Here is a 25091-nt window from a genome sequence, read left to right on the forward strand (position 1 = left end):
CCAACTCCGGACAGTGCAGTGAAGTTCCGGGAACTGTTCGGCCCGGTCCTTCGTACTCATGTGTTGGGGGCTCAAGGCAATTGCAGCAGATCAGGAGAGACGTGGCACCGACACGCCACCGGCCGTGGCTGATCCGGTACGTCGTTCTGCTCGGCGTGCTGGCGGTCGCCGTACCGCTCGTCACCACCGGCGTGATGGGTCCGGACAGCTATCTGCCGATCGCCCGCGACGACCCCGGCCGGGCGACCGGACTGATCACGACATTCGTCCGGGCTGTGGCGGATCTCTCGTCGCTGGTCACGGTCGGTGCGCTGGCGTCGGCGCTGTTCGCGGGCAAGGTCCGGCCGGTCCAGGACAAGGCCTCGCGGCGGCAGCTCGAGGTGGCGGAGTGGTTCGAGCCGGTCGTCGTACGGCGGGCCGCGACCGCCTGGGTGATCAGCTCGGGACTGCTCATCGCCCTCGACTCGGCGGATTCGAACGGGTATTCGCTCGGCAAGCTCGCCGACCCTCAGGCGCTGTGGTTCGCGCTGTTCTCGGGTGACGCCGGGCGGTCGTGGATGGTGACGTTCGCCACCGCGGTCGTGGTGCTCGTCACCTGTGTGCTGAGCGTGCGCTGGATCGGGTACGCCGTCGCCCTCGGGGCCGCGCTGGCGGGTTCGCTGGCGCCGGTCGTCGTCGGGCAGATCCTGGTCGGTCCGCGGCACGACTTCGGCAGCGACGCCGGTATCTTGCAGACGGTCGCCGGTCAGGTACTGCTCGGGATGATCGTCGTCCAGGCGCTGCGGGTCGTGACCGGGCGCCGGGTTCGTGCGCTGGACCGGGTGCACTGGCGCAGTACGGCCGCGGTGCTGTTCGGCGTACTCGTGGTGACCGAAGGCATCCTGCTCTGGTTCAAGCTCGCCGGCTCGTCGCCGTTCGCGAGTGCTACCGGGTGGTTGAGCCTGGGGCAGTTCGTGGCACTCGGTGTGGTCGGGGCCGGACTCGCCGCGGTGCACCGGGGCCGGATCACGGGTGCCGCCGTACTGCTGGCCAGTGGTACGGCGGGCTTCGTCGCGGCCGGTCTCGCGATGACGCGGATCCCGCCGCCGCAGTTCTTCGTGCCGACGTCGATCAGTCAGATCTTCTTCGGGTTCGACGTCAAGGTCCCGCCGGGGCTCGGCGCGCTGGCCGGGCAGTGGCGGCCGAACCTGCTGTTCGTCACGGCTGCGGTCGTCGCCGTCGCCGGCTATCTCGTGGGCGTCCGGCGGCTCGCGCGGCGGGGCGAGCGCTGGCCGGTCGCGCGGACGATCGCCTGGACGCTCGGCTGGGTGGTCATCGTCGTGGTGACCAGCTCCGGCCTCGGGAAGTACTCCGGCGCCGACTTCGCCGTACACATGGCCGTGCACATGGCGTTGAGCATGCTGGCGCCGATCCCGCTGGTGCTCGGCGGGCCGATCACGCTCGCGCTGCGGGCGCTACCGGCCGCGACCAAGGACGCCGATAAGGACGCACAGCCGGGGCCGCACGAGTGGGTGCTCGCGTTCCTGCACTCGCGGCCGTTGCAGGCGTTGTACCACCCGTTGTTCGTGTTCACCGTGTACATCGGTTCGTACTACGCCTTGTACCTGACCAACGCCTTCGGGACCCTGATGAAGTTCCATTGGGCCCACCAACTGATGAACCTGCACTTCCTGGTCGTCGGCTGCCTGTACTTCGGTCTCGTGATCGGCGTCGACCGCACGCCGCACCAAATGCCGTCGCTGGCGAAGCTCGCCGTACTGCTCGGCGCGATGCCGTTCCACGCATTCTTCGGCGTCATCCTGATGTCCGACGGCGCGATCATCGGCAAGTCCTTCTACGACCACCTCGAACTGCCCTGGACGCGCGACCTCGCCGCGACGCAGCACGTCGCCGGCGGGATCGCCTGGGCGGGCAGCGAGATCCCGTTGCTGATCGTGGTCGTCGTACTGGCACTGCAGTGGGCGGTCCAGGACGGCCGGGCCGCGCGCCGGATCGACCGGCACCTGGACAGCGGCCTCGACCACTCGTACGACGCCTACAACGCGATGCTCCAGCGGCTCGCCCGGCGTACCGAATCCACCCAGGAGCGCCGGTGACGCTGACCCAGCAGGAACCGCGGACCGCGACCGTCGAACTGCTCGTCGGCGGGATGACGTGCGCAGCGTGCGCCAACCGGGTCGAGCGGGCGCTCAACAAGCTCGACGGCGTGACGGCCACGGTCAACTACGCGACCGAGCGGGCGATCGTCACCGGGTCCGGAGACGATCTCACTGACCGCGCGACGACCGCCGTCGACCGCGCCGGCTACCAGGCGACACTTCGGGATCCGGAGTCCGGCGACGAGCTCGCGGAGCAGTTGACGGCGCGCCGGATCAGCTCGCTGCGGCGGCGGCTCGTGCTCGCGACGCTGCTGGCGATCCCGTTGATGGACGCGACGATCGTGCTGGCCGCTCTGCCGTCGCTGCGTTTTCCTGGGTGGGATCTCGCGTGCCTCCTGGTGGCGCTGCCGATCGTGACGTGGGCGGCGTACCCGTTCCATCGCGCGACCGTGCGGAACTTGCGGCACCGGGCGGTGAGTATGGACACGCTGGTGTCGCTCGGGATCACGGTCTCGTTCGGGTGGGCGGGGGTGTCCGTCCTGTGGCCCGGAGCGTCGAGTGGGTCGGGATGGCTTTCGCTCGACACCGGGAGCCTTTACCTCGACGTCGCCGCAGGGGTGACGGTGTTCCAGCTCGCGGGGCGGTACTTCGAGACGCGGTCCCGGCGGCGTGCCGCTGACGTGTTCGGGGCGATCGGACGGCTGGCTACGCCGGTCGCCCGGGTACTGCGGGACGGCGCCGAGGTCGACGTACCGACCGGTGAGGTGGTGAAGGGCGACACGGTGGTGGTCCGGGCCGGCGAGATCATCCCGGTGGACGGGACGGTCGTCGACGGAGTGGCTGCGGTCGATACCAGCGTGGTCACCGGGGAGCCGGTGCCGCGGGCCGTCGGCGTCGGAGGACAGGTTGTTGGTGGAACCATCAGTACGGACGGGCGGTTGGTGCTGACGGCGACCGCGGTCGGGGTGCATACGCAGCTCGCGCAGATGGCGGCGATCGCGGAGCAGGCCCAGGAGCGGAAGGCGCGCATCCAGCACACGGTCGACCGGATCATCGTGTGGTTCGTCCCGTCGGTGATCGTGCTCGCCGTCGCGGTCGCGGTCGGCTGGATGCTGTCCGGTGCGTCGGTCGCGCAGGCGGTCGGCACCGGGATCGCCGTACTCGTCATCGCCTGCCCGTGCGCGCTCGGTCTCGCCACTCCGACGGCTCTGATGGTCGGTATCGGGCGCGGCGCGACACTCGGGATCCTCATCAAGGGCCAGGACGCCCTGGAAACCAGCGGGGTGATCGACACCATCGTTCTCGACAAGACCGGCACCCTCACCACCGGCGACCTCACCATCACGAACGTCGAACTCACGGGCGACCTCACCCGCGAAGAGGTCCTCGGCTACGCCGCTTCGGTAGAACAAGGCTCCGAACATCCCATCGCCCGAGCCGTAGAACACCTGGCGATCGCCGAAGGCGTCGTCGCCCAGCCCACCACCAACTACACCACCCATCCCGGCCAAGGCGCCACCGCGACCGTCGGGGGCAAACAAGTAGCCGTAGGCAACCACACGCTCCTGCGGACGATCGGCGCCGGAACCCCAGCCGGCGGCGGACTGCGTGGTGGACTGCTCCCAGACGCCGACGGCGCACCGGGTGGTGGACTGCAGCCACACGCCGACGGCGCACCGGGTGGTGGTGCCGGCCGCGATGAGCCTGGTACGGGTTCGGTTGTTTGGGTGGTTGTGGACGGGCGGATTGTTGGGCAGTTGGAGGTTGCTGATCGGCTGCGGAGTATTGCGGGGGCCGCGGTGCGGGAGTTGCACCGGGCCGGGCTTCGGACGGTTTTGCTGACCGGGGATTCCGAGGCGGCTGCGCGTGAGGTTGCTGAGGAGCTGGGAATTGACGACGTGCGGGCCGGGGTGCTGCCGGCGGACAAGGCGGGGGTGATTGCGGAGCTGCAGGCCGATGGGCATCGGGTTGCGATGGTTGGGGACGGGATCAACGACGCGACCGCGTTGGCGACCGCCGATCTCGGGCTGGCTGTCGTCTCGGGGACGGACATCGCGCTGAAGTCCGCGGACATCGTGCTGGTTCGGGAGGACCTCGGGGTGATCCCGGACGCGATCGGGCTCGCGCGGCGGACCCGGCGTACCATCCACCGCAATTTGGTCTGGGCCTTCGCCTACAACCTGGCCGCGGTCCCGATCGCCGCCGCCGGACTGCTCAACCCGCTTGTTGCCTCCGCAGCTATGTCGCTGTCCTCGTTGTTCGTCACCTACAACAGCCTGCGCCTGCGGAACTTCGGCGATCCAGACGCGTGATGCCGTCGGACACGCGGCTCCGGCCGCGCCGTCGCCCGATTCCGGGAACAATTGCTGGTGCCGGTGTGGCGCGGCCTCGGAGTTGTACTCGTGCGAGCTGGAGGTACGGCGTGGGTCAACCGGACGGCGGGTACGACCGCCTCGCGGCAGCACAGGTACTCGCCCGAGTCGCCGGCCAACTGCCGGCGGTCGAGCACCTCCCGCCACCCTTCGAACTCGCCGTCGAACTCACCCCCCTCACCCCCTCCCCCGGCAGCCACCTCACCTCCGCACAACTGCGCTACCTCCACTCCGCCCTACACCCCTGCGAACCCCACCAGATCACCACCGCCACCCACCGCCTCCACTGGCAAGACAGCACCACCACCCCAAACCTCGCCCACTGCACCCCGGGCGCCCCGGGCGCCGCGGGTGGCGCGGGTGGCGCGGGTGGCGCGGGTGGCGCGGGCGCCGCGGATGGCGCGGATGGCGCGGATGGCGCGGATGGCGCGGATGGTGTGGGTAGCCCGCACAGCGCGGGTGGTGCGCGCAGTGCGGGTGGTGTGGTTGTGGCGGTTGTGGCTCGGGAGACCGTGCTGTTGTTGCGGCGTGCGCTGGGTGCCGACGGCGGGGTGCGTGGTCGCGCTGCTGGGATGTCGGCGCGTGAGCGGGCTGTGCTGGATGCGACGACGACCGATCGGGAGGCGGTCGAGATTCTGGGTGTCGGGTTCGAGACCACTGCGCGGGCGCTTGTGCAGCACGCGTGGCTTGTCGGGCAGACGCCGTACCGGACGGCCGGCGAGCTTGCGCGTGGGCTGCATGAGTCGGGCATCTTCGGAGTCGTCGCGAACACCTGGTACTGGGGGTTGCAGTCCGAGACGTACCGGCGCGGCATGATCCCGGTCACCCTCGAGCCCCGGCCGGACGGCGGCGTCGCGTACACGACCGCGTCGCGAACGCTGCTACGCACGATGAAAGACGCCCGGATCGCCCGATCCACCCGCAACAACTCCAGCCAGTCCCGGCCCAACCGCGACGGCTCCGGCCCGACCAGCCAGTCCCGACCCGACTACGAAAGCCCCGGCCCGGCCGGGCAGTCCCTGCCCGACGGCGAGGGCTCCAGCTCGGCCAGGCCGTCCCTGCCCGACGGCGAGGGCTCCAGCTTGGTCAGGCAGTCCCGGCCCGACTACGAAAGCCCCGGCCTGGCCGGGCGGTCCTGGACCGGTTATGACGACGCCGGGCTCGTGCGGCAGTACGGGCCGCTTGCGTATGCCGAGGTGCCGCGGTGTCTTGCGAACATGCCGGTCACCGTCGCCGGCGAGCGCCACGCCCTGCTCCCCGCGGCCGTCGAACTCTTCATCGACACGTTCGTCCGGATGCTCGACGTCGTACGTATCACCGGAAGTCCCGATCCTCAGGAGGAATCCAGCATGTCCGAGGTGTTCGAAGTACCCGACATGACCTGTTCGCACTGCACGAACACCATCACCGGCGTGCTCGAGTCGCACGGCGCTACCGTGGACGAGATCAGCCTCGACTCGAAGCAGGTCGTGGCCGCGTTCCCGTCCGCCGAGGCGCGCGAGCAGGCGTTCGAGGCGATCCGCGACCAGGGCTACACAGTGGTCGACACGGCGGTGCCGCCGGCCGGCTGAGCCGGTCGAGTCCTGCGCGCCGGCGATGAGACGCGGCACCTCACGGACACGACCTGCGGTCAATCCCGGCGGGCGATCCCGGCGGGCAACGACGCCCTTCCCCGGTGCAAACTTGTTACCCCACCGGCCGAGGTGAGCCAAACCGCCCGCAACCTCAGGGGTTCACCTCGCATATTGCCCGTTCACCTGCCGCACACCGTTGGTGAAGGGGCCACGTGATGGGTGAACCTCTCAGATCGTGTCTGCCGCACGGCGGGCGAGCCGTTCCGGTTCAGCGACGACCCTGCCGTCCACGGATTCAGGCTTGGTGGTCCGCGCCGTAAGTTCGTCGGGGGTTCGGGACAGGAACCGGGGGCCCGCGACACAGCTACCCCCCACACGACCAACCCCCGACGAGCATCCGGCGTCGAGCATCCGGCGTCGAGCACTTGACTGGACGGTTGGCTCAGGTGTTCGCCTTGCGCGCTCTGGGTTTCCGGACCGGCGGGTCGCCGGCGGGATCCGGGGCGAACGGGATGAACGGCATGCTCAACGGGAGCGCGGCGAGGCGCATCAAGAGGAGGGCGTTGTCGTCGCCGGCGGTCTTGTTCAGGCGGAGCCGGCCGCAGTTGGTGCAGCGGTGGATAAGGACCCAGCGGCCCTCGCCGCGGACGGTGACGGCGATCGGCTCCATGCCGCCGGAGCAGTCCGCCTTGCGGTCACCTGGGACGTTCCGGTCGAGATGCCGTGACCAGAGGCAGCTCGGGCAGTGGTTGCGATGGGTGGTACCGGGCGCGTCGAGGGAGACCTCTACGCCGCAGTGCTCACAACTGAACGAACGTGCGAATGCCAAACCGATGAACCTTTCAGAGCGAAGCTGCAGGACAGGACAGACATCGGCTTCCCTGCTTTCGGTCCGCACCGGCTCGTCCGGCGCACGCGCCCACAGCAGATCAGCACGCCTCGACGGGTGTCAATCGATTAACTGACAGCAGCCGCCATCTACTTGCTTCAGGCAACCACAGTCGGCCGGAAAAGCCTTGTAGGTCAAGCGATTGACTCTCGACCTCGCCTGGAGATATTCGAGACGATTCAGTCCGATCCGCCGTTTCAAGCTGTTGGGCCGGGGGTAGATCGGGTATGCATGGTGCACTGGACAGCCTCGGGGATCGAACGTGGGAGGGCAACCTTGTCAAGGCAGTACCCGTCGGCTCGAGGTGCCGACAACCGAGACCACCTGTCCGTTTCGTCCGAGGAGCTGCCGTTCCGAGCTGGATAGCCGAGCACCATGGACGCAGATGCCCTACAACGCAGCTGGGACCGGGTGACGACGTACGGAGACCAGGTAGCCCTGTACTTCTACTCGCACATCTTCGTGTCTCATCCCGAAGTACGCTCGATGTTCCCGCTGTCGATGGCGAACCAGCGGGACAAGTTCGTGAGCGCGCTCGGCCGGATCGTCAGCCACGCCGACCAGCTCGACAAGGACGCGGCCTTCCTGCAACACCTCGGCCGTGATCACCGCAAGTACGCCGTCGTCGCCGCGCACTACAACGCGGTCGGCGCCTCGCTGTGCGCAACCCTGAAGCACTTCCTCGGCTCCGAGTGGGACGAGGACCTCGCCGCGCACTGGACCGCGGCGTACCAGGTGGTAGCGCGGATCATGGTCGAGGCGGCCGAGATGTCCTCGGAGTCCAGCCCTGACTGGTGGGACGCCGACGTGCTCTCCGCCGAGCGGCGCACGATGGACCTCACGCTGCTCAGGGTCCGGCCGCGGCGCGCGTTCCAGTTCCTTCCCGGCCAGTCGGTGTCGATGGAGATACCGCAACGCCCCCGGCAGTGGCGCTACTTCAGCCCGGCGAACGCTCCGCGCGCCGACGGCTCGATCGATCTGCACGTTCAGCAGATCGACGGCGGTCAGGTGAGCCCGGCGGTGGTGCGGTCGCTGAAGGCCGGCGACACCGTCAGGCTGGGAGCGCCGATCGGTGAACGGCTGACCCGGCGGGTCGGCGACACGACCGACCTGCTGATGGTCGCCGGCGGAACCGGCCTGGCTCCGCTGCTCGCCGTACTCGAGCAGATCGATCACGAGTGGCAACGGTCAGGTACCGGGCCGCTGGTCAACCTGCTCCACGGAGTCCGGATGCCGTGGCATCTCTACGACCGCCCGCGGCTGCGGGAGCTGGCCCAGAACCGGTCGTGGTTCGACTACATCGAGGTCGTGTCCGACGACTCGTCCTACCCGGGCACCCGCGGAAAGGTCGGCAGGGTCGCGGCCCGCCAGTTGCTGCACGGGCGTACGGCGATGGTGTGCGGCGGTCCGCAGATGGTCGCACACACGCTCGAGCAACTGGCCACCGCCGGTCTGCGGCCCGATCAGATCAAGTACGAGCACTTCTACTACGCGGCCGCCGGCGAGCACACCGCCGGGCCGGCATCACCAGGTCAGGAGACAACAAGTGACGAACACCAACCACCGGCGCGTCTCTCGGCACTATCAGACGCCGGATTCGATCCGGGGCGAGACGTTCCGGCGCCGGATGCGGGGCCTGGACGCGGGCACGGTCTATGGGTACCTCGATCGGCTGGCTGACCAGGTGGAGACGACCGGCAAGGAGCTCAAGGAGAGCCGGGTCAAGCTCGAACGTCTCCAGGCCGAGCTCCAGCGCGGGCGCGCGGAACTGCAGCGCGTGCAGGCGGAGCTGGACCAGTACGAGCAGGCCGGCGACCGGGTGAACGAACAGGTCGTGCAGATGTTCAGCCAGGCCCAGCTCGTGGTCGAGGAGATGGTCCAGGACGTCACCCGGGACACCCGCGAGCGGATCGGCCAGGCCCGCGCCCACGAGCGCAGGATCGTCGCCGAGGCGATGGACACGGCCGGGCAGCAGGTCCGTTCGTACGCGCAGTCGGCCCAGGCACAGATGCAGTCGATCGTGGACTCGTTCGCCACCGAGGTCGACCGGATCGGCGACGGGCCACGGCCCGGCGAACGCCCGGGCACCATATGAGCAGGGCCCCGCGCATGGGGCGGCGGCCGTCCCCGGGCCCCGGGAGGACCCGGACACGGTTCAGCCATCCGGTGGGCCGGCCCGATCCCGAGCGGAGCCTGAGTGACCTCGACACCGAGACGCTTCGGGCCGAGGCGACCGCGTTCCTAGGGCTCTTTCACGCCGAGAACCCGCAGGCCGGATCGATCGGGCCGCGGCTCGCCGCTGTGATGCGCGAGATCGACCTGACCGGGACGTACTGGCACACGCCGGAGGAGCTGGCGTTCGGCGCCCGCGTCGCCTGGCGCAACAACGAACGCTGCATCGGCCGACTGTACTGGCGCAGCCTGCAGGTGCGGGACCTCCGGACGGTCTCCGACGCCGGCAGCGTCGCCACCCACTGCTTCGACCACCTCCGCGCGGCGCACAACGGCGGGAAGATCCGGCCGATGATCAGCGTGTTCGCACCCGAGACGCCGTACCGGCCGGCGCCCAGGATCTGGAACGAGCAGCTCATCCGGTACGCCGGGTACGAGCAGCCCGACGGGACTGTCCTCGGGGACCCCCGCTACCGCTCCTTCACCAGCGAACTCGTCCGGCGCGGGTGGCAACCACCCGAGCGTCCCGGGGCGTTCGACGTACTCCCCCTCGTCGTGGAGACCGTCGAGGACGGACCGCAGCTGTTCCGGCTTCCCGAGGAGGCGGTGCACGAGGTCGCGCTCGAACACCCCGAGCTCGCCTGGTTCGCGGGGCTGGGCATCCGGTGGCACGCGGTCCCGGTGATCAGCAACAGCCGACTGGTGATCGGCGGCGTCTCCTACCCGGCGGCACCCTTCAACGGCTGGTACATGGGTACCGAGATCGGCGCCCGCAACCTGGGCGACGCCGACCGCTACGCGCTGGTCCCGGACATCGCCGCGCGGATGGGGCTGGACACCTCCGACGAGACGACCCTCTGGCGGGACCGGGCACTGGTCGAGCTCAACCGCGCTGTGCTGCACTCCTTCCAGGCGAAGGGCGTCACGATCACCGATCACCACACCGAGTCCCAGAGGTTCATGATCCACCTGGAACGCGAGGAACGCGCCGGCCGGCACTGCCCCGCCGACTGGACCTGGATCGTCCCGCCGATGTCCGGCTCCCAGACCCCCGTCTTCCACCGCTACTACAACACCGAACCCCAGGTCCCCAACTTCTTCACCGACGCCGCTGCCACCCACCGAGCCCTCCAGGGAGGCCCTCCGGCGTTCCGCTGACAGCTCTACGAGACCTTCGCATCCGCGTGCAGGGCCAGGCCGTCGGTGGCGGCGACGTCGGCGCGGAACCAGCCCGACGAATCCACGGTGTACGTCGAGCCGCTGCAGTGGCCAGGGGTGTAGTCGCCGTGGAAGACGTCGCAGTACGTGCCGGCCGGCAGGTCGGTGTGGTAGCTGCGACCGGTCAGGGCGGTGCTCTCGTCGTTCAGGATCAGGTAGCCCTTGTCGCCGCGGCCGAACGCGATCGCGTCGTTGCCGTTGTCCCACCATTCGGTGACGGCGGTGCCCCGGACGGCGTTGTGGAAGCCGACCATGTTGGCGATCACCCGCCACTCGTGCTCGCACCGCCAGCGGTTCGTGAAGCACGTCGTGTCGACGGTCTGCCCGGTGCTCGTCGACGGCGGGCCTTCGTCGTTCGAGCTGTACTCGTAGCTCGACATCACCTTCGGCGTACCGTAGGTCCACGCGAGCATGAACGCGTTCGCCATCGCGTACCGCCCGTTGTCGCGGAACGTCAGTACGCCGGTCCCGCGCTGGGTGTCGTGGTTGTCGGTGAACACCACCGCGTGGTCCGACGGCAACGGCTCCGCGAACGTCCGCAGGTACGCGAGCCGCTCGGTGTTGAAGATCTTCGCCAGGTCCTTCCCGTACCGGAACTCCAGCACGTCACCGTTCCCGACGTACTCGTCCGGGGTGATCGGCTCACCCGCGCCGTAGATCACCTCCTGGTACACGTACGCCGGCCGCGACAGCCGGGACGTGATCGCGGCGATGTCCGTCGCCGGGATGTGCTTCGCCGCGTCGATCCGGAACCCGTCGACGCCGATCGACAGCAGGTCGTTCAGGTACGCCGCGATCCGCCCGCGCACGTAGTCGGACTCGGTCGCCAGATCGGCCAGGTCGACCAGCTCGCAGTTCTGCACCTCGTACCGGTCGTTGTAGTTGACGATGTCGTCGTTGCCGTTCCGCCCGCAGTGGTGGAAGTCCTGCGTCTGGTAGGTCCCCGGGTAGTCGTAGTGGCTGTACGCCGACCCGGCGCTGCCGGTGCCGCCCGACGAGCCGCCGGTCATGTGGTTGATCACGGCATCGGCGTACACCTTGACGCCGGCCGCGTGGCAACTGTTGACCATGGCAACGAACTGGCCGCGGGTCCCGCGCCGGGTGTTGTCCAGCTTGTAGCTGACCGGCTGGTAGTCCTGCCACCAGGGGTACCCGGACCCGGGCAGTACGACGTGCTCCTGCGGCGGCGAGACCTGCACCGCGCCGTACCCCTTCGGGCCGAGCACCTGACCGCACTCGCGGGCGACCGAGTTCCAGTTCCACTCGAAGAGCTGGACGATCACGTCCCGGTCCCCACTGGGCGCCGCCTGCGCCACCGGACCGCTCAGACCGGCCAGGGACAGACTCAGCAACACGATCAGCAAACGGCGCATCGGCAAACTCCCTCGGGGCGGTGGGTACTCCATGAAACCATCCGGCGGCGAACGCGCGTCGTACCGGATCCATCACCTCGCCCGCCATCCACGGGTACGTGTACCGCGCGGGGTCCCAGAAGTGCTGGTGGGCGTCAACGCGCATGAGTCAGCCCTGCCTCCTGCAGGTCGGTCCACAGCGCGGGCGGGATCTCCACGTCCAGCAGTGCCAGATCGTCGTCGAGTTCGTCGACGGACCGTGCACCGATGAGCACGGTGCAGACCCGCGGATGCGCGAGCGGGAACTGCAGGGCAGCCGCAGCCAGCGGTACGTCGTACTTCCGGCACACGTCTCGGATCGCGACCGCCTTCGCGACGACCTCGTCCTGCGCCGGGACGTAGTCGAACGATGCCCCGGGCGCCGGATCGACGAGTACGCCGCTGTTGAACACGCCTCCGATCACCACCGACACCTCGCGCTCCTCACACACCGGGAGCAGCTCGGCCAGCGACGACTGGTCGAGCAGCGTGTACCGGCCGGCCAGCAGAACGACGTCCAGGTCGCACTCCTCGACCAGCGCCGTCAGCGGCGCCGAGTGGTTCATCCCCGCCCCGATCGCGCGGACCAGACCGGCCGCTCGCAGATCGCGCAGCGCGGCGTACGCGGTGGTCGCCGCCCCGGTCGCCTGGACGAACGGCCAGCTGGCCCACGCCACGCTGCACCCGTCCCGGTCCGGCACCCGTCGCATCCGGTACGGCGACGACGTCACCGACGCTGTCCTGACGGCGGCTCGGGTGATGACTGTCGACATCGGGCATATCACGCAGGGCTTACGCGTTGAACCTCGACATGAGTGACTGGAATCAGCAGACCATCGACGAGTTCCGCGCGAACGAAGGCCGTGTCGGCGGGCCGTTCGAGGGAGCGCCACTGGTGCTTGTGCACCACCACGGACGCAAGAGCGGCAAGGACTACGTCGCCCCGATGATGTATCTGGCCGACGAGACCGACCCGAAGACGGTCTACGTCTTCGCCAGCAAGGGCGGCGCGCCGACGAACCCTGACTGGTACACCAACCTGACGGCCTCCGGCACCGCGACCGTCGAGGTCGGCACCGAGACATACCCGGTCGCCGTCCAGGAGATCAAGGGCGCCGACCGCGACCGCATCTACACCGAACAGGCCAAGCGCTACCCGGGCTTCGCGGAGTACGAGGTGAAGACCGCCGGCATCCGCACGATCCCGGTCCTCGCCCTCACCCGCAGCTGACCTGGCTCGCAGGCAGCTGATTCCCGAGCATCCCGTACGCTCGATCCGTGTGAACCTGAGAAGCAGTCGGCTCGTGATCTGGCTCGGCGTGTTCGTGTTCGTCGCGACGCTGCTGGATCTGGTCACGATCGGCGTACTGCGTTCCTGGGATCACGACGTCATCCCGGTGGCCCGCCCTGCCGGAGAGCCGTCGTCGACGTGGTGGCAGGCGCTCGCGGACATCGGCGGGTTCGCCGTACTGACGGTCGTTCTCGTCGGCACCGCGCTGGTCCACCTCTATCGGCGCCGCCCGGTCCGGCAGCTGGTTCGGGCGGCCGTCTGGATCGCGATCGTCGAGGCGGCCATCTGGCTCACCAAGCTCGCCGTCGGACGTACGCCACCGCGCTCGCACGTCGACCGCCTCTGGGACGGCGGCATGTCCTGGCCCTCGGGCCACACCGCCGACAGCCTCGCCCTGCTCCTGATCGCGGTCACCGTGCTCACCACCGCCGGCAGCCGTCTCGACCAGCTCACCGTCTGGGCCGTGCCCGTCATCTCCGCCGGTGTCGCCGTCGCGACGGTCCACCTTCACTACCACTGGCCGACCGACACCCTCGGTGGCTGGTCCCTCGGCCTCGTACTCGGGATGCTGGCCCGCCGGTCCCTGCGAGCACCCCGGGTCCAGGCCGACTTGTGCGTACCGCAACACTCATAGCGTGGCATCGACGACCCACACGCAACCCAAGCCCGCCGGCGAGCGCTTCACCGCAGCCATGACCGCGGTCACCCGCAGGCTCCCCGGAAAGCTCTCGACGATCGTCCCACCGAGCCTGCTCGGGTTCGCCCTGATCAACGGCTTCACCTTCGGCGTCGACCTGGCGCTGCTCACCGCGCTCCGCTCCTGGGCGCGGCTCCCGCTGTGGGTCGCGATCACGATCGCCTACTGCTCGGCGTTCGCCTTGAGCTACGTTCTTAACCGCGCGTTCAACTTCCGCTCACACGCACCGGTCGGCCCACAGCTCACGAAGTACGCGATCGTTGTCGCAGTCAACTACTTCGCCCTGATCCTCGGCCTCACGACGGCCCTGTCCGCCGGCGGCCTCGAATACCACCTCTCCCGCATCACCGCCGGCCTCTGCGAAGGCATCTTCATGTACTGCGCACTCCGCTGGCTCGTGTTTCGCCAGTCGACCTAGGAGGCGATAACATCGCCGTATGGCGATGCGTTTGGGGGAGCTGGCCGACGAGGGCGCGGCGTTGTCGGTGGCGGCTTGTCTGTTCCATGGGTTCAGTGATGCGTCGCGGCTTGCGATCGTTCGGCATCTGGCGCTGGGCGAGCATCGGGTGGTGGAGCTGACCGAGCATCTCGGGCTGGCGCAGTCGACGGTGTCGAAACATCTGGCGTGTCTGCGCGACTGCGGGTTGGTGGAGTCCAGGCCGCAGGGCCGGGCCTCGCTGTTCCGGCTGACGCATCCGGACGCGACGCTCGAGCTGTTGTCGGCGGCGGAACGGCTGCTCGGACTTACCGGTGATGCTGTCGCACTCTGCCCCGTCTACGGAACGGCGGCAACTCGTGAGCGAGCCTGAGAGCCGGCCGTTGCAGCTCACTCCCCCGCCGAGCACCTGGACCACCGACCCGGACCAACGCCGGAAGCTGAGCCGCCGCGCACAACTCCTGGCGGGAGCATCCGTCACCTACAACGTCGTCGAGGCCGTCGTCGCAGTCTCCGCCGGCGCCGCCGCGGGATCGGTCGCACTGGTCGGGTTCGGGCTCGACTCGGTCGTCGAAGTGTCCAGCGGGTTGGTTATTCTCTGGCAGTTCCGTCACCGCGTTCCCGAGACACGGGAACGCCGGGCGCTGCGGCTGCTCGCGTTGTCCTTCTTCGGCCTGGCCGCCTACGTGACAGTCGAGTCGCTGCGCTCACTCGTCGGCGGCAGTCACCCCGACACCTCGCCGGTCGGCATCGGCATCGCGGCCGCGTCGCTGATCGTGATGCCGTTCCTCTCCTGGGCCCAGCGCCGTACCGGCAAGGCCCTCGGCTCCGGCGCGGTCGTTGCCGACGGCACCCAAACGCTGCTCTGCACGTATTTGTCCGCGGTCCTGCTCGCGGGCCTGCTGCTGAACGCGACCCTCGGCTGGGCCTGGGCCGACCCGATCGCCGGCCTCGTGATCGCCGCCGTCGCCGTCCGCGAAGGCCTCGAAGCCTGGCGGGGCAAAGGCTGCTGCGCCCCGGCAACAGCCGCCGGATGCGGGTGCACCGACGGCACCTGCACCGACGGTCGCTGACCGAGGTGCCGCCACCGCAGCGTCTCTCCGCCTGGCGCTTCATCATGGCGTTCGGCGCGGTCAGCCTGTTGATGGACTTCGTGTACGAGGGTGCGCGGTCGATCACGGGCCCGCTACTGGCCGGGCTGGGCGCATCAGGGGCGGTGGTCGGGATCGTCACCGGCATCGGCGAGGCGGCCGCGCTGGGACTCCGGCTGGTGTCGGGGCCGCTCGCGGACCGGACGCAGCGGTTCTGGGCCTGGACGCTGGCCGGGTACGCGCTGACCGCGGTCACGGTCCCGTTCCTCGGCCTGGCCGGAGCGTTGTGGGTGGCGTCGTTCCTCGTGGTCGCCGAACGGGTCGGCAAGGCCGTGCGGTCCCCGGCCAAGGACACCCTCGTCTCGCATGCCACCGCCGTGACGGGCCGCGGGAAGGGATTCGCAGTACACGAGGCAATGGACCAGATCGGCGCCGTCATCGGTCCGCTGACGGTTGCGGGTGTACTCGCCCTCACTGGCGACGACTACGCCCCGGCGCTCGGTGTGCTGGCCGTGCCAGGCGCTGCGGCCATCGTCTTGCTGCTGTGGCTGCGGGCCCGCGTACCGAATCCCGCCTCCTACGAGATCGTCCCGGTCAGCTCCGTTCCCCGCAGCACGGCGTCCGAGCGCCTGCCGCGCGCGTTCTGGGTGTACGCCGCCTTCACCGCGTCGTCCATGGCGGGATTCGCGACGTTCGGCGTGCTGTCGTTCCATCTGGTCCAGGAGCGCCTCGTACCGACCGCCGCCGTGCCGGTGATCTACGCCGCCGCGATGGCCGTCGACGCGATCGCCGCACTGGCCACCGGTTGGCTCTACGACAGAGTCGGCGCCCGAGTCCTCGCCGTACTGCCGTTCCTGGCGGCTGCCACCACGGTACTGGCGTTCACCCGGAACGCCTGGCTCACCGTCGCCGGTGCGCTGCTGTGGGGTGCCGCGGTCGGCATCCAGGAATCCACGCTCCGCGCCACGGTGGCCGACCTGGTGCCGGTCGGCCGGCGAGCGACTGCGTACGGCGTCTTCGCAGGGATCACCGGCGCTGCGACCTTCGTCGGCGGCGCGCTCACCGGCGCCTTGTACGACGTCTCCGTCCCAGCGCTCGTCGTAACGGTCGTGGTGATCCAGGCCCTGGCTCTTGTGTTGCTGCTGATCACACGGCCACCTCGGTCGTCGAACGCGTGATGATCGCGCGGAATGTGTCGGAGGTGCCGCCTACAGTGCGGGCATGACTTTCACCAGGCTGGACGGCGACTCGTGGGATCTTGCCTCCGGCGTCGGCACCACCGCGACGATGTCGGCCGCCGCGCGTGCGGTCGCGAGCCGAACGGAGCCGCGGCTGATCGACGACCCGTTCGCCGCTCCGCTCGTCCAGGCCGTCGGCGTCGACTTCATCATCCAGCTGGCGAGCGGCGACGTACCGATCGAGCAGACCTGGATCGACATCGCGAAGATCCGGACCAGGTTCTACGACGAGTACTTCGTCGCGGCGACGAGCTCAGGCATCACGCAGGTGGTGATCCTCGCCGCCGGCCTGGACTCCCGCGCGTACCGCCTCCCCTGGCCAACGGGCACGGTCGTGTACGAGCTCGACCAGCCGGAGGTCATCGACTTCAAGACCCGCACCCTCGCGGCCCTGGGCGCTGGTCCCACCGCCGACCGCAGACCGGTAGCGGCCGACCTCCGCGAAGACTGGCCCGCTGCCCTCCGCAGCGCCGGCTTCGACCCCACACAACCAACCGCCTGGAGCGCCGAGGGCCTTCTCGGCTACCTACCCCCCGACGCCCAGGACCGCCTCCTCGACACCATCACCGACCTCAGCGCCCCTGCCAGTCGAGTAGCCACCGAAAGCAAACCCACCCCGACCCCCACCGAAGAAGCCAACACCAAACAAGGCCTACAGACCCTCGCTGACACCTGGCGCACCGAAACCGACATGCCCTCCCTCCGGTACTTCGGCCCGCGCAACGAAGCAGCCCCCTACCTGACCGCAGCCGGCTGGACCCTGACCACAACCACCGTCCAATCCCTGCTGACCACGAACAACCTCACGGCGCTGGACCCCGACCCGATGAACATGGGCGCCATGCAGTACGTCACCGGCATCCGCGCGGAGAAATCGAGGGACAGGACAGGATCGCGGGTGTAGCGTCACCGAACCATGGACCTGCCCGACGTTACGCGTGCGATCGCCGCCGCGACCTCGATCGCCGCATCGCTCGACCTCCAGGCCGACGATGCAACCGTGCTCCACAACTCGAACAAACTCGCAGTGCGGCTGACGCCGTGCGACGTGTTTGCCCGGATCGCGCCCGTCGGGCAAGAGGTTGCACGGTTCGAGGTCGAGCTCGCTCAACGTCTCGCCGACGTCGGATCTCCGGTCGCCGGCTTGGAGTCCCGGGTGGAGCCGCTGGTGTACACCCGCGACGGCTTCGCGGTGACCTTGTGGACGTACTACGAGCCCACGACGCCTGGCCTCTCACCGCCCGACTACGCCGACGCGCTGGCGCGGCTGCACGACGGCATGCGCAAGGTTGATCTGCCGAGCCCACGGTTCACCGATCGAATCGCTGCAGCGCAGGAAATCGTCGGCAACCCACACCTCTCGCCGGGACTCGCCGACACCGACCGAGGCTTCCTCAGCAGCAGACTCGAAAGCCTGCGCCGGACGATCGACGATCGCGCTCCCGAGGAGCAACTACTGCACGGCGAGCCACACCCAGGCAACCTGCTCAGCACGAAGAACGGCCCGCTGTTCATCGACTTCGAGACCTGCTGCCGCGGACCCGTCGAGCTCGACCTCGCGCACGTCCCCGAGGCGGTCTGCGACCACTACCCGAACATCGACCAGGACCTGCTCGCCGTCTGCCGGGAACTCGTTCTCGCGATGGTCGCCGCCTGGCGCTGGGACATCGGCGACCAGTTCCCGAACGGAGGTCGATTCGGCGTCGAATTCATCAACGCCCTCCGCGAAGGCCCGCCCTGGCCGACGCTCGACGCCATGGCCAAGCGCGTCCCGTAATCAGTCGGGCAGGATCTCGCCGAGGAAACAGTCGGTGGCCTGCATCGCGGCGTCGACATCCTCCGCCCGGAGTGCCTCCAGCAGCCGGCTGTGATCCACGTAGTTGTCGTCCCGCAGTTCCGGCCCGATCACCGCGGCCACGCTGTCGCGCGTCAGGTCGGCGAACGCGACGTACAGCTCGCTGAGCAACGGATTCTTGGCCGCCTCCACCACGGTCAGATGGAATGCGACGTCGGCGTCGACGAACCCCTGCACGTCCCCCGCACGCCAGGCCGTGTCGCGTGCCGCACATGTGCGCTCGAGCGCCTTCATGTCCTTGGCGGTACGCCGGGACGCCGCGAGCCGGGCCGCCTCCGTCTCGTAGGCACGACGTACCTCGATCACCGAACGCAACTCGGCCATCGCCAGCCGGCGCCGCATCATCGCGGGCAGCTCGCTCGGCGCCCGGACGTAGGTCCCGTCCCCCTGGCGTGCCTCCAGTACGCCGGAGTGCGCGAGCGCGCGGACCGCTTCGCGCACCGTGTTCCGGCCGACGCCGAGGGCGGCGACCAGCTCCGGCTCGGTCGGGATCCGCGCACCGATCGGCCACTCGTGCGTACTGATCATCTGCTGCATCGAAGCGATCACCTGATCGACGAGCCCGGTCCGGCTCGGTGACGCAAGCGGCACGGTCCACACACCTCCCAAACGCCTGGTCATCCAATCATCCCACGAATGCTAGACTGATTCCACCGACTCGCCCAGACAGGCGCCCGGCCCGCGACGGCCGCCACGGAAGGAGCATCGCCGCATGAACGGCTCGTCCTCGACCCTCCACCGACCCGTTCCCGGGCGACTCCGCTGGACCTGGCTCTTCCGCCCCAACCCCCTGCGCCGCCGGACCGACAAGCTCCAGGCCGCCACCCTCGCACTCTGCACACTCGTGGCCGCGGCGACCGTCCCGCTGATCACCCTCCTGGCGCTCCACGTCCACCGCTCGGCGGTAGCGGATCTCCACCTCGCCGAACACAGCACCACGCAAACCGCCGCAACCACCACCGGCACAGGCCAGTCCCCGCTCGGCTCCTCAGGCCCGATCTCCTCCACCCTCGCGGCCCCCGCCCGCTGGATCACCCCCACAGGCGACCTCCGCACCGGCTGGATCCAGGTCCCTGCAGACACCCCGCCAGGCACCGAACGACAAATCACCATCACCGCCGACGGCCGCTACCTCCCCTCCACCCACAACAGCACCGTCCTGATCCCCACCATCTTCGGCCTGGCAATGCTCGCTGTCGCAGTACTGCTCTGCACGCTGACCTACCGCGGCATCCTCACCATCCTCGAACGCCGCCGCGCCGTGGCCTGGGACGCCGCCTGGGCAGACCTGTCCCGCACGTCAGCGAGCTAAGTCCGGCGGTTGCTCGGTTGGACGACGTCCCCACGCCGAGATGAGTGGTGCGAGGGTCAGGTCGAGTCTGCCCGCGTGGATGGCGGCCAGGTGCGCGTCGAACTCGGCGTCGTCGGCGGCCGGCCGCGAGCAGTTCGCCGCGGACGGTCGGGTACGTAGATGACATCTCACACCATCTGTGGGCTACTTCACGAAGCGTTGGAGGAAGTCGAGAGTTGTCTGCGCGACCACCTCCCATCCGCTGTCGATGGTGAGCGAGTGGCCGCGTCCCGGCATCTCGACGATCTCGGTGACGTTGTGCGCGTTCTTCGCCTGCCGCTTGTACGTCGCGTTCGCGATCGCCCACGGGACCTGGTGATCGTGTTCGCCGGAGATGACGAGCATCGGGCCGCGCTCGGGGTTCTCGTTGTCGGCCTGCAGTTCGGTCCGCGGGTTGAAGTTCGCGAACGCGGCCTGGAACACGGGTACGCCGGACCCGGCGACGTGGAACTCGTCGTACAGCGACCGCGCCTCCTCCTCGCTCAGCGCGTTCGCGAAGCCGTACCGGAACTGCTCGAAGGTCAGCGCCACGGCCCGGCGCCGGTTCGCCGGGTTGAGCAACACCGCCGACGACGCCTTCAACGCGGACAGCGGCAACGGCAGCACGCCGCGTGACGGCGCCGGATCGATCGCGACGGTCGCGGCGGCCAGCCCGCGCCCGGCGAGGATCTCCACCAGCAGCCCGCCGAACGAGTGCCCGACGATCGCGGGCTTCCGGTCCAGCCGCTCGATGATCGACTGCTGGTACGCCGCCACGTCGCCGATGCTCTTCCCGGCGAACACGCCGGGTTCCTCCCGCGCCTCCGTGACCGTCGCCGGGTCGTCCGGCCAGCCCGGCGTGACCGCGGCGTACCCGTGCTGCTCGAAGAACCCGGCCCACCGGTCCCAGCTGGTGTCGAGCAGCCACAATCCGTGGACGAACACGACCGGCGTCTTCCCGGAGCGGTTGGCGCGCTCGACCTCGTCGGCATCCTGCGCGGCACGTACGTCGTTGTTCTTGGACATCGAAACCCCCTCAAATGGTGCTGATCAGTCCCCCGTCGATGACAAAATCGCTCCCCGTGACGTTGCCGGCCCGGTCGCTCGCCAGCAGCAGCGCCAGGTCGGCGACCTCCTGCGGCGTCGTGAACCGTCCGGTCGGGCTGTCGGCGGCCGCGCCGGCCGACACGTCCTCCGGCCGGACCCCTTGTGCCTTCGCGATCGTCTGCGCGACACCGTCGGACCCGAGCCACAGGTCGGTCTGCACCGGACCTGGGCTGATCGTGTTGATCCGGACCCCACGCGGGCCGAACTCCTTGGACAACGACTTGCACACGTTGCTCAAGGCACCTTTCGCGGCGCAGTAGTCGATCACCGCCGGGTCGGGCAGCTTCGCGTTCACCGAGCTGATCGTCACGATGCTCGCGCCGGGCCGGCCGAGCAGGTGCGGGAGCGCGGCGCGCATCGCCCGTACGGCAGCCAGGAAGTTGATCGTCAGCGTCGCCGACCGTCCGGATCGGTCAGATCCACCTTCACGGCGGTCACCCGGAACCGGTCGGCGAGCAGTTCGAGCTCGTCACTTCCGTGCAACGCTCCGGCCACGACCGTGGCGCCCTCCTCGGCCAACGACCTGGTGATGGCCAGGCCGATGCCCTTGCTGGCTCCGGCGACGACGACGACCTTGCCGGACAGGTTCAGGTCCATGCGCGTTCTCCGGGTTCGCTCGGCGTTCGGTTCATCACGTTAGGCCGCTGCGGACCGCCGCGCACCACGTGATCACGTAGTCCGCCACCAGAGTGCTTGCCCACCGGCCGGGGCAGCGCGACGATGTACGGGACGCGGCCGCCGGAATGCGCCCGAGGGCGGAGGCGGTGTGGACAGAGCGAGCCACGGGGACGACGTACAGCGGGTTCTCGATCGTCTGGAGTACGGCGGTCAGCGCGTGACCGTCCCCGATGCGATCCAGCTGTCCTGGCAGCGTTCCGCGGCGGCAGGGCTGCCCTCCGAGCATGTCGCCGTACCGTTCGATGCCGATGTGGACAACGAGAGCCGGCTGAGCTGGGCCGCGGCACCGGCGCTCGCCGCGGTCAGTGCCGACCTGGCCGACGTACCGGTGGCGCTGCTGCTGAGTGATCACGCAGGGCATCTCGTCGATCGCTGGACCGGATCAGGTACGACGCCGGACGCGATGGACCGGCTCGGCGCGGCGCCAGGGTACGTGTGCCGTGAGGACCTGGTCGGCACGAACTCGATCGGTCTGGCGCTGCTGACCTCCACGCCGACCGTCGTCCGCGGCCCCGAGCACTACGCCGACAACCTCACCACGGTCTCGTGCGCATCGAATCCAGTCATACACCCCGCCACCGGCCGGCTGCTCGGCGTCGTCAACGCCACCTGCCCTGCTGGCGCGTACAACCCGATCCTGCCCGCGTTGCTCGGCCGTGTGGTCGCCGAGACCCGCCATCGGCTCATCGAAGACGGGCCAGTACCGTCGCCGGCACTCCGCGAGGCGTTCCTGCAGGCCCGCCGCCGGACCCGTGCGCCGCTCGCCGCAGTCAGCGCCAACACCATGTTCTTCAACACCACGGCCGGACCCATCCTCTCCGCGCCCACGGACCGCGCGTTGCTGTGGCAGTGGGCCGAGCGTGCAATCCACCAGCACAACGGGAACCACACTGCCGTCGTACCGCTGACGTCCGGACCGCGGGCGGCGCGCTGCGAACCCGTGTACGACGGGACGGCCGTAGCTGGCGCCCTTGTGTGGCTAGGCTCCCGAACCCACGACGCCCCGGCCGCCGACCCCGCAACCGACTCCCGCTGGTCAAGCCTGACCGACGCCGAACACGCCATCGCCGAACAAGTAGCCCGCGGCCTCACCAACCGCGAGACCGCCGCCCTCCTGTTCATCTCCCCGCACACCGTCGACTACCACCTCCGCCAGATCTTCCGAACCCTCGGAGTCCAGTCCCGAGTCGAACTCGCCCGCCTCGTCGAACGCAACCGCTGAGGTCGCCTCGGCCTAGGCCCGTGGCCAGCGGTAGCGGGTTTGGGAGGAGGTTTGGCCGGAGGTGAAGGCGAAGGCTTGGGTCGGGACGACCTTGTAGAGGAGAGCGGAGCCGGTGCGGATGGCGTCGCCCAGAGCGTTGAAAGTGCCGTCTGCCCGAGTGAAGTGCCAGCCGTAGGCCTCTTCGAACGCGGTGGCCACGGACTGCCTGGTGGCCTGGTCGGCGACGGGGGCGGCGGTGCCTTCGACCACGTAGTCGGTGCCGGCCAGCGTGCCGGTTCCGGTGGTCAGGGTGCAGTACTGGTTGGCCTTGAGGTTGACCACCTTCTGCTCCTGCGCGCCGGTGGTGAACCACAGCGCGTCGTACGCCCAGATCGCCAGCAGCGGCGTGACGTGCGGACGGCCGTCGAGGCGGACCGTGCACAGCTGGAACTTCTGAATCCGGCGCAACGCCCCTTCGGTCTCCTCCCAAGGTTGCGCGCCGGCGCCCGGCGTGGAGAACGAGCCGATGGTGGTTTCCGGTGCGGACATAACCTTCTCCTTAGTGAGAATCGGCGACGATGCCGGCGACCGAGAGCGCGGTCTCGAAGTTCGGAGCCAGGTGCGTCTTCGTCAGCGCGAAGGCGATCCCGCGGTCCGGGTCGGCGTACGCATAGCTTCCGCCACCGCCCAGCCAGCCGATGGCTGCGGACTTCTCCTCGGCCGGTGCGCCGATCCGGCCGATCGGGTAGCCGAGCGCCATCCGCGCCGGATTGCCGAACCCCTGGTCCACGCCCTCGAACGCGGGCGCGGTCAGCTCGGCCAACTGCGCGGAGTCCGCGAGCTTGCCGGTCAGCAGCGCGCTGTACATCGTCGCCAGCCCGTGCGCGGTGGCGACACACACGGACGGTACGTCGGCCTTCAGCAGCTCGGGATCGTTGCCGAGCTCGGCACTCGGCCCGCTCTCCCACGGAGCCAGGATCCCGCCTGGTGCAGCAGGCTGTTCCAGCTGATCGAGGCGCGCCAGCACGGGCAGCACAGCCTCCGGTACGGCGAAGTACAACTGGCCCTCGATCCCCAGCGGCACCGTGATCCACTCCCGCAGCAACTCGCTCATGCTCCGGCCGGTCGCCCGCCGGGCGACCTCACCGACGAGGTACCCGAAGGTGTACGAGTGGTACCCCATCGCCGTACCCGGCCGCCAGCGCGGCTCGGCAGCGGCCAGTGCCGCACAAACTCGCGACCAATCAGGTAGCTCGGCCGGCGTGATCTCGCGCGGCATCGCCGGAAGACCGACCGTATGGGTCAGCACATGCCGCAGCGTCGCCGTCGCCTTGCCACGCGCGCCGAACTCAGGCCACACGTCGACGACCGGACTGTCGTACGTGAGGTACCCACGCGCGACCAGCAGATTTGCAAGCGTTGCGGTGACGTTCTTCCCGGTAGAGAAACTGAAGATCGGCGTACCACTACCCACCCCTGCCACCGCGTCGACAATCAGCCCACCGTCCCGATACACGGCAACCTGCACCCCCGTCTCCGCGCCGGCCTCGACCAACGCGTCGATCTCCCGCTGAACACGTCCCTGCACGCCACTCACCCCTCGCCACTCGCCTACCTGTCGCACGCTACGTCGGAACGCCCCAAGTGATCTCGACATCCCTACCGGTAGGGCTCGGAACTCTTGGACAACCCGGCGCCACCTGCTTATTTTCACTACGCGCGGGCCTTCGGCGCCCTGCTCCGCTCGGCCGGCAAGGCCCCGGTCACCTTCTCCCGGACGCGGAGCTGTATCTGCGGGCCACCGCCGCGTCGGCCTTCCTGCCGATCATGCAGTACCACTCCGAGTTCAACCACCACCAGCGGCCGCTCCGTGACCGGACCCCGTGGCACGTCGCCGAGACCACGGGCGACGACCGCGTCGTCCCGATCTTCCGCGCGTACGCCGCACTTCGCGAGCAGCTCGTCCCGTACCTGGCGGCCCAGGCCCGGCATACGATCAGCACCGACCGTCCCCTGCTCCGCCCGCTCTTCTTCGACCACACCGACGACCCGGAGATCTGGAATCACCCGTACCAGTACCTCCTCGGCGACGACCTGCTCGTCAACCCCGTCCTCGAACCGGGCGCAACCACCTGGACGACGTACCTCCCCGCCGGCACCTGGTACGACGCGTGGACCGGCAAACTCGCCCACCCCGGCCTCATCACCCGCGAAGTCCCACTCGACGTGATCCCCGTCTACACACGCCCCCCAGCCCTGAACCTCTCCGACGGCAGGACTGACCTGCACAAATGAGAGCGAACGCAAGCAAGACCGGCACCAGCATGATCGGCGTCACCGCACGCACTTCTCTCGGGCCGCACGGGCCGGCTCTCATCGAGTGGCCGGGCCGTGCTGTCCTTCCGTCAGAGGGTGATCGCGGCAGCGACCTTTGCGGGGTCTTATCGGTCGG

General features: G+C 69.2%; 26 protein-coding genes. 17 read left to right on the forward strand and 9 right to left on the reverse strand.

Annotated features, from left to right (window positions below; translation table 11 throughout):
* The first annotated feature begins 101 nt into the window (after window positions 1–101).
* From JOF29_RS45420 to JOF29_RS20760, 3 genes are all read left to right on the forward strand, one after another.
* Window positions 102–2096, forward strand: coding sequence for a cytochrome c oxidase assembly protein (locus JOF29_RS45420; protein WP_209695808.1), 1995 nt, complete (start codon window positions 102–104; stop codon window positions 2094–2096).
* Window positions 2093–4411, forward strand: a complete 2319-nt coding sequence (locus JOF29_RS20755) for a heavy metal translocating P-type ATPase (RefSeq protein WP_486327220.1) — start codon at window positions 2093–2095, stop codon at window positions 4409–4411. Before JOF29_RS45420 ends, JOF29_RS20755 begins: the two co-directional genes overlap by 4 nt.
* A gap of 110 nt (window positions 4412–4521) precedes the next feature.
* Window positions 4522–6042 carry a heavy-metal-associated domain-containing protein gene (locus JOF29_RS20760; RefSeq protein ID WP_209695809.1) on the forward strand — a complete coding sequence of 507 codons (1521 nt, stop codon included), beginning with the start codon at window positions 4522–4524 and terminating at the stop codon, window positions 6040–6042.
* Between the two features lie 445 nt (window positions 6043–6487).
* Here the strand turns inward: JOF29_RS20760 and JOF29_RS20765 are convergent, their stop codons facing one another.
* A complete protein-coding gene (locus JOF29_RS20765; RefSeq protein WP_209695810.1) occupies window positions 6488–6874 on the reverse strand; it encodes an RNHCP domain-containing protein in 387 nt (128 codons plus the stop codon).
* A gap of 435 nt (window positions 6875–7309) precedes the next feature.
* On the opposite strand from JOF29_RS20765, the gene JOF29_RS20770 reads away from it, so the two are divergent.
* From JOF29_RS20770 to JOF29_RS20780, 3 genes are all read left to right on the forward strand, one after another.
* Complete coding sequence (locus JOF29_RS20770; protein WP_209695811.1) at window positions 7310–8614, forward strand: globin domain-containing protein; 1305 nt, start codon at window positions 7310–7312, stop codon at window positions 8612–8614.
* A complete protein-coding gene (locus JOF29_RS20775; RefSeq protein ID WP_245357687.1) occupies window positions 8562–9029 on the forward strand; it encodes a DivIVA domain-containing protein in 468 nt (155 codons plus the stop codon). The genes JOF29_RS20770 and JOF29_RS20775 overlap by 53 nt, the downstream gene beginning before the upstream one ends.
* Window positions 9030–9100: 71 nt before the next feature.
* Entirely contained in the window at window positions 9101–10264 is a 1164-nt protein-coding gene (locus JOF29_RS20780) for a nitric oxide synthase oxygenase (RefSeq protein ID WP_307863515.1), read from the forward strand.
* A 5-nt stretch (window positions 10265–10269) separates the two neighbouring features.
* Here the strand turns inward: JOF29_RS20780 and JOF29_RS20785 are convergent, their stop codons facing one another.
* Both JOF29_RS20785 and JOF29_RS20790 read right to left on the reverse strand, forming a co-directional pair.
* A complete protein-coding gene (locus JOF29_RS20785; RefSeq protein WP_209695814.1) occupies window positions 10270–11697 on the reverse strand; it encodes an alpha-amylase in 1428 nt (475 codons plus the stop codon).
* Between the two features lie 134 nt (window positions 11698–11831).
* Window positions 11832–12488, reverse strand: a complete 657-nt coding sequence (locus JOF29_RS20790; RefSeq protein ID WP_209695815.1) for an aldo/keto reductase — start codon at window positions 12486–12488, stop codon at window positions 11832–11834.
* 38 nt (window positions 12489–12526) lie between these two features.
* On the opposite strand from JOF29_RS20790, the gene JOF29_RS20795 reads away from it, so the two are divergent.
* Genes JOF29_RS20795 through JOF29_RS20830 form a run of 8 tightly spaced genes read left to right on the forward strand, consistent with a single transcriptional unit; the run spans window position 12527 to window position 18245 of the window.
* On the forward strand, window positions 12527–12946 hold the full coding sequence (locus tag JOF29_RS20795; protein ID WP_209695816.1) for a nitroreductase family deazaflavin-dependent oxidoreductase: 420 nt from the start codon (window positions 12527–12529) through the stop codon (window positions 12944–12946).
* A gap of 49 nt (window positions 12947–12995) precedes the next feature.
* On the forward strand, window positions 12996–13640 hold the full coding sequence (locus JOF29_RS20800; protein ID WP_209695817.1) for a phosphatase PAP2 family protein: 645 nt from the start codon (window positions 12996–12998) through the stop codon (window positions 13638–13640).
* A 1-nt stretch (window position 13641) separates the two neighbouring features.
* The gene (locus JOF29_RS20805) at window positions 13642–14121 is read left to right on the forward strand and encodes a GtrA family protein (protein WP_209695818.1); all 480 of its coding nucleotides are present in this window, start codon (window positions 13642–13644) and stop codon (window positions 14119–14121) included.
* A gap of 19 nt (window positions 14122–14140) precedes the next feature.
* Complete coding sequence (locus tag JOF29_RS20810) at window positions 14141–14512, forward strand: ArsR/SmtB family transcription factor (RefSeq protein WP_209695819.1); 372 nt, start codon at window positions 14141–14143, stop codon at window positions 14510–14512.
* Window positions 14499–15212: a cation diffusion facilitator family transporter gene (locus tag JOF29_RS20815; RefSeq protein WP_372446318.1), complete on the forward strand. Its 714-nt coding sequence runs from the start codon at window positions 14499–14501 to the stop codon at window positions 15210–15212. Before JOF29_RS20810 ends, JOF29_RS20815 begins: the two co-directional genes overlap by 14 nt.
* A complete protein-coding gene (locus JOF29_RS20820; protein ID WP_209695820.1) occupies window positions 15173–16408 on the forward strand; it encodes an MFS transporter in 1236 nt (411 codons plus the stop codon). The genes JOF29_RS20815 and JOF29_RS20820 overlap by 40 nt, the downstream gene beginning before the upstream one ends.
* A 43-nt stretch (window positions 16409–16451) precedes the next feature.
* Window positions 16452–17372 carry a class I SAM-dependent methyltransferase gene (locus JOF29_RS20825; protein WP_209695821.1) on the forward strand — a complete coding sequence of 307 codons (921 nt, stop codon included), beginning with the start codon at window positions 16452–16454 and terminating at the stop codon, window positions 17370–17372.
* Window positions 17373–17384: 12 nt separating this feature from the next.
* On the forward strand, window positions 17385–18245 hold the full coding sequence (locus JOF29_RS20830) for a phosphotransferase (RefSeq protein ID WP_209695822.1): 861 nt from the start codon (window positions 17385–17387) through the stop codon (window positions 18243–18245).
* On the opposite strand, the gene JOF29_RS20835 is transcribed toward JOF29_RS20830, so the two are convergent.
* A complete protein-coding gene (locus tag JOF29_RS20835) occupies window positions 18246–18944 on the reverse strand; it encodes a FadR/GntR family transcriptional regulator (protein WP_209695823.1) in 699 nt (232 codons plus the stop codon).
* A 91-nt stretch (window positions 18945–19035) separates the two neighbouring features.
* On the opposite strand from JOF29_RS20835, the gene JOF29_RS20840 reads away from it, so the two are divergent.
* Window positions 19036–19635 carry an Rv1733c family protein gene (locus JOF29_RS20840; RefSeq protein WP_209695824.1) on the forward strand — a complete coding sequence of 200 codons (600 nt, stop codon included), beginning with the start codon at window positions 19036–19038 and terminating at the stop codon, window positions 19633–19635.
* Window positions 19636–19818: 183 nt separating this feature from the next.
* Here the strand turns inward: JOF29_RS20840 and JOF29_RS20845 are convergent, their stop codons facing one another.
* The 3 genes from JOF29_RS20845 to JOF29_RS46030 are packed head-to-tail and all read right to left on the reverse strand — an operon-like array spanning window position 19819 to window position 21357.
* Window positions 19819–20679, reverse strand: a complete 861-nt coding sequence (locus JOF29_RS20845) for an alpha/beta hydrolase (protein WP_209695825.1) — start codon at window positions 20677–20679, stop codon at window positions 19819–19821.
* 10 nt (window positions 20680–20689) lie between these two features.
* Window positions 20690–21118, reverse strand: coding sequence for an SDR family NAD(P)-dependent oxidoreductase (locus JOF29_RS46025; RefSeq protein WP_344746388.1), 429 nt, complete (start codon window positions 21116–21118; stop codon window positions 20690–20692).
* Between the two features lie 29 nt (window positions 21119–21147).
* Window positions 21148–21357 (reverse strand): SDR family NAD(P)-dependent oxidoreductase, encoded by a 210-nt coding sequence (locus JOF29_RS46030; protein ID WP_344746390.1) that lies wholly within the window; start codon window positions 21355–21357, stop codon window positions 21148–21150.
* 169 nt (window positions 21358–21526) lie between these two features.
* Here JOF29_RS46030 and JOF29_RS45425 point away from each other — a divergent pair, with 169 nt between their 5' ends.
* Entirely contained in the window at window positions 21527–22660 is a 1134-nt protein-coding gene (locus tag JOF29_RS45425) for a LuxR family transcriptional regulator (RefSeq protein ID WP_307863516.1), read from the forward strand.
* A gap of 12 nt (window positions 22661–22672) precedes the next feature.
* On the opposite strand, the gene JOF29_RS20860 is transcribed toward JOF29_RS45425, so the two are convergent.
* Window positions 22673–23188: a pyridoxamine 5'-phosphate oxidase family protein gene (locus JOF29_RS20860; RefSeq protein ID WP_209695826.1), complete on the reverse strand. Its 516-nt coding sequence runs from the start codon at window positions 23186–23188 to the stop codon at window positions 22673–22675.
* Between the two features lie 10 nt (window positions 23189–23198).
* Entirely contained in the window at window positions 23199–24227 is a 1029-nt protein-coding gene (locus JOF29_RS20865) for a serine hydrolase domain-containing protein (RefSeq protein ID WP_307863517.1), read from the reverse strand.
* A gap of 239 nt (window positions 24228–24466) precedes the next feature.
* Between JOF29_RS20865 and JOF29_RS20870 the strand changes: the two genes are divergently transcribed.
* Window positions 24467–24934 (forward strand): glycoside hydrolase family 31 family protein, encoded by a 468-nt coding sequence (locus JOF29_RS20870; protein ID WP_245357688.1) that lies wholly within the window; start codon window positions 24467–24469, stop codon window positions 24932–24934.
* The last annotated feature ends 157 nt before the right edge of the window (window positions 24935–25091 follow it).

Origin of the sequence: Kribbella aluminosa (genome assembly GCF_017876295.1) — a bacterium.
In the GTDB taxonomy this organism is placed as follows: Bacteria; Actinomycetota; Actinomycetes; order Propionibacteriales; family Kribbellaceae; genus Kribbella; species Kribbella aluminosa.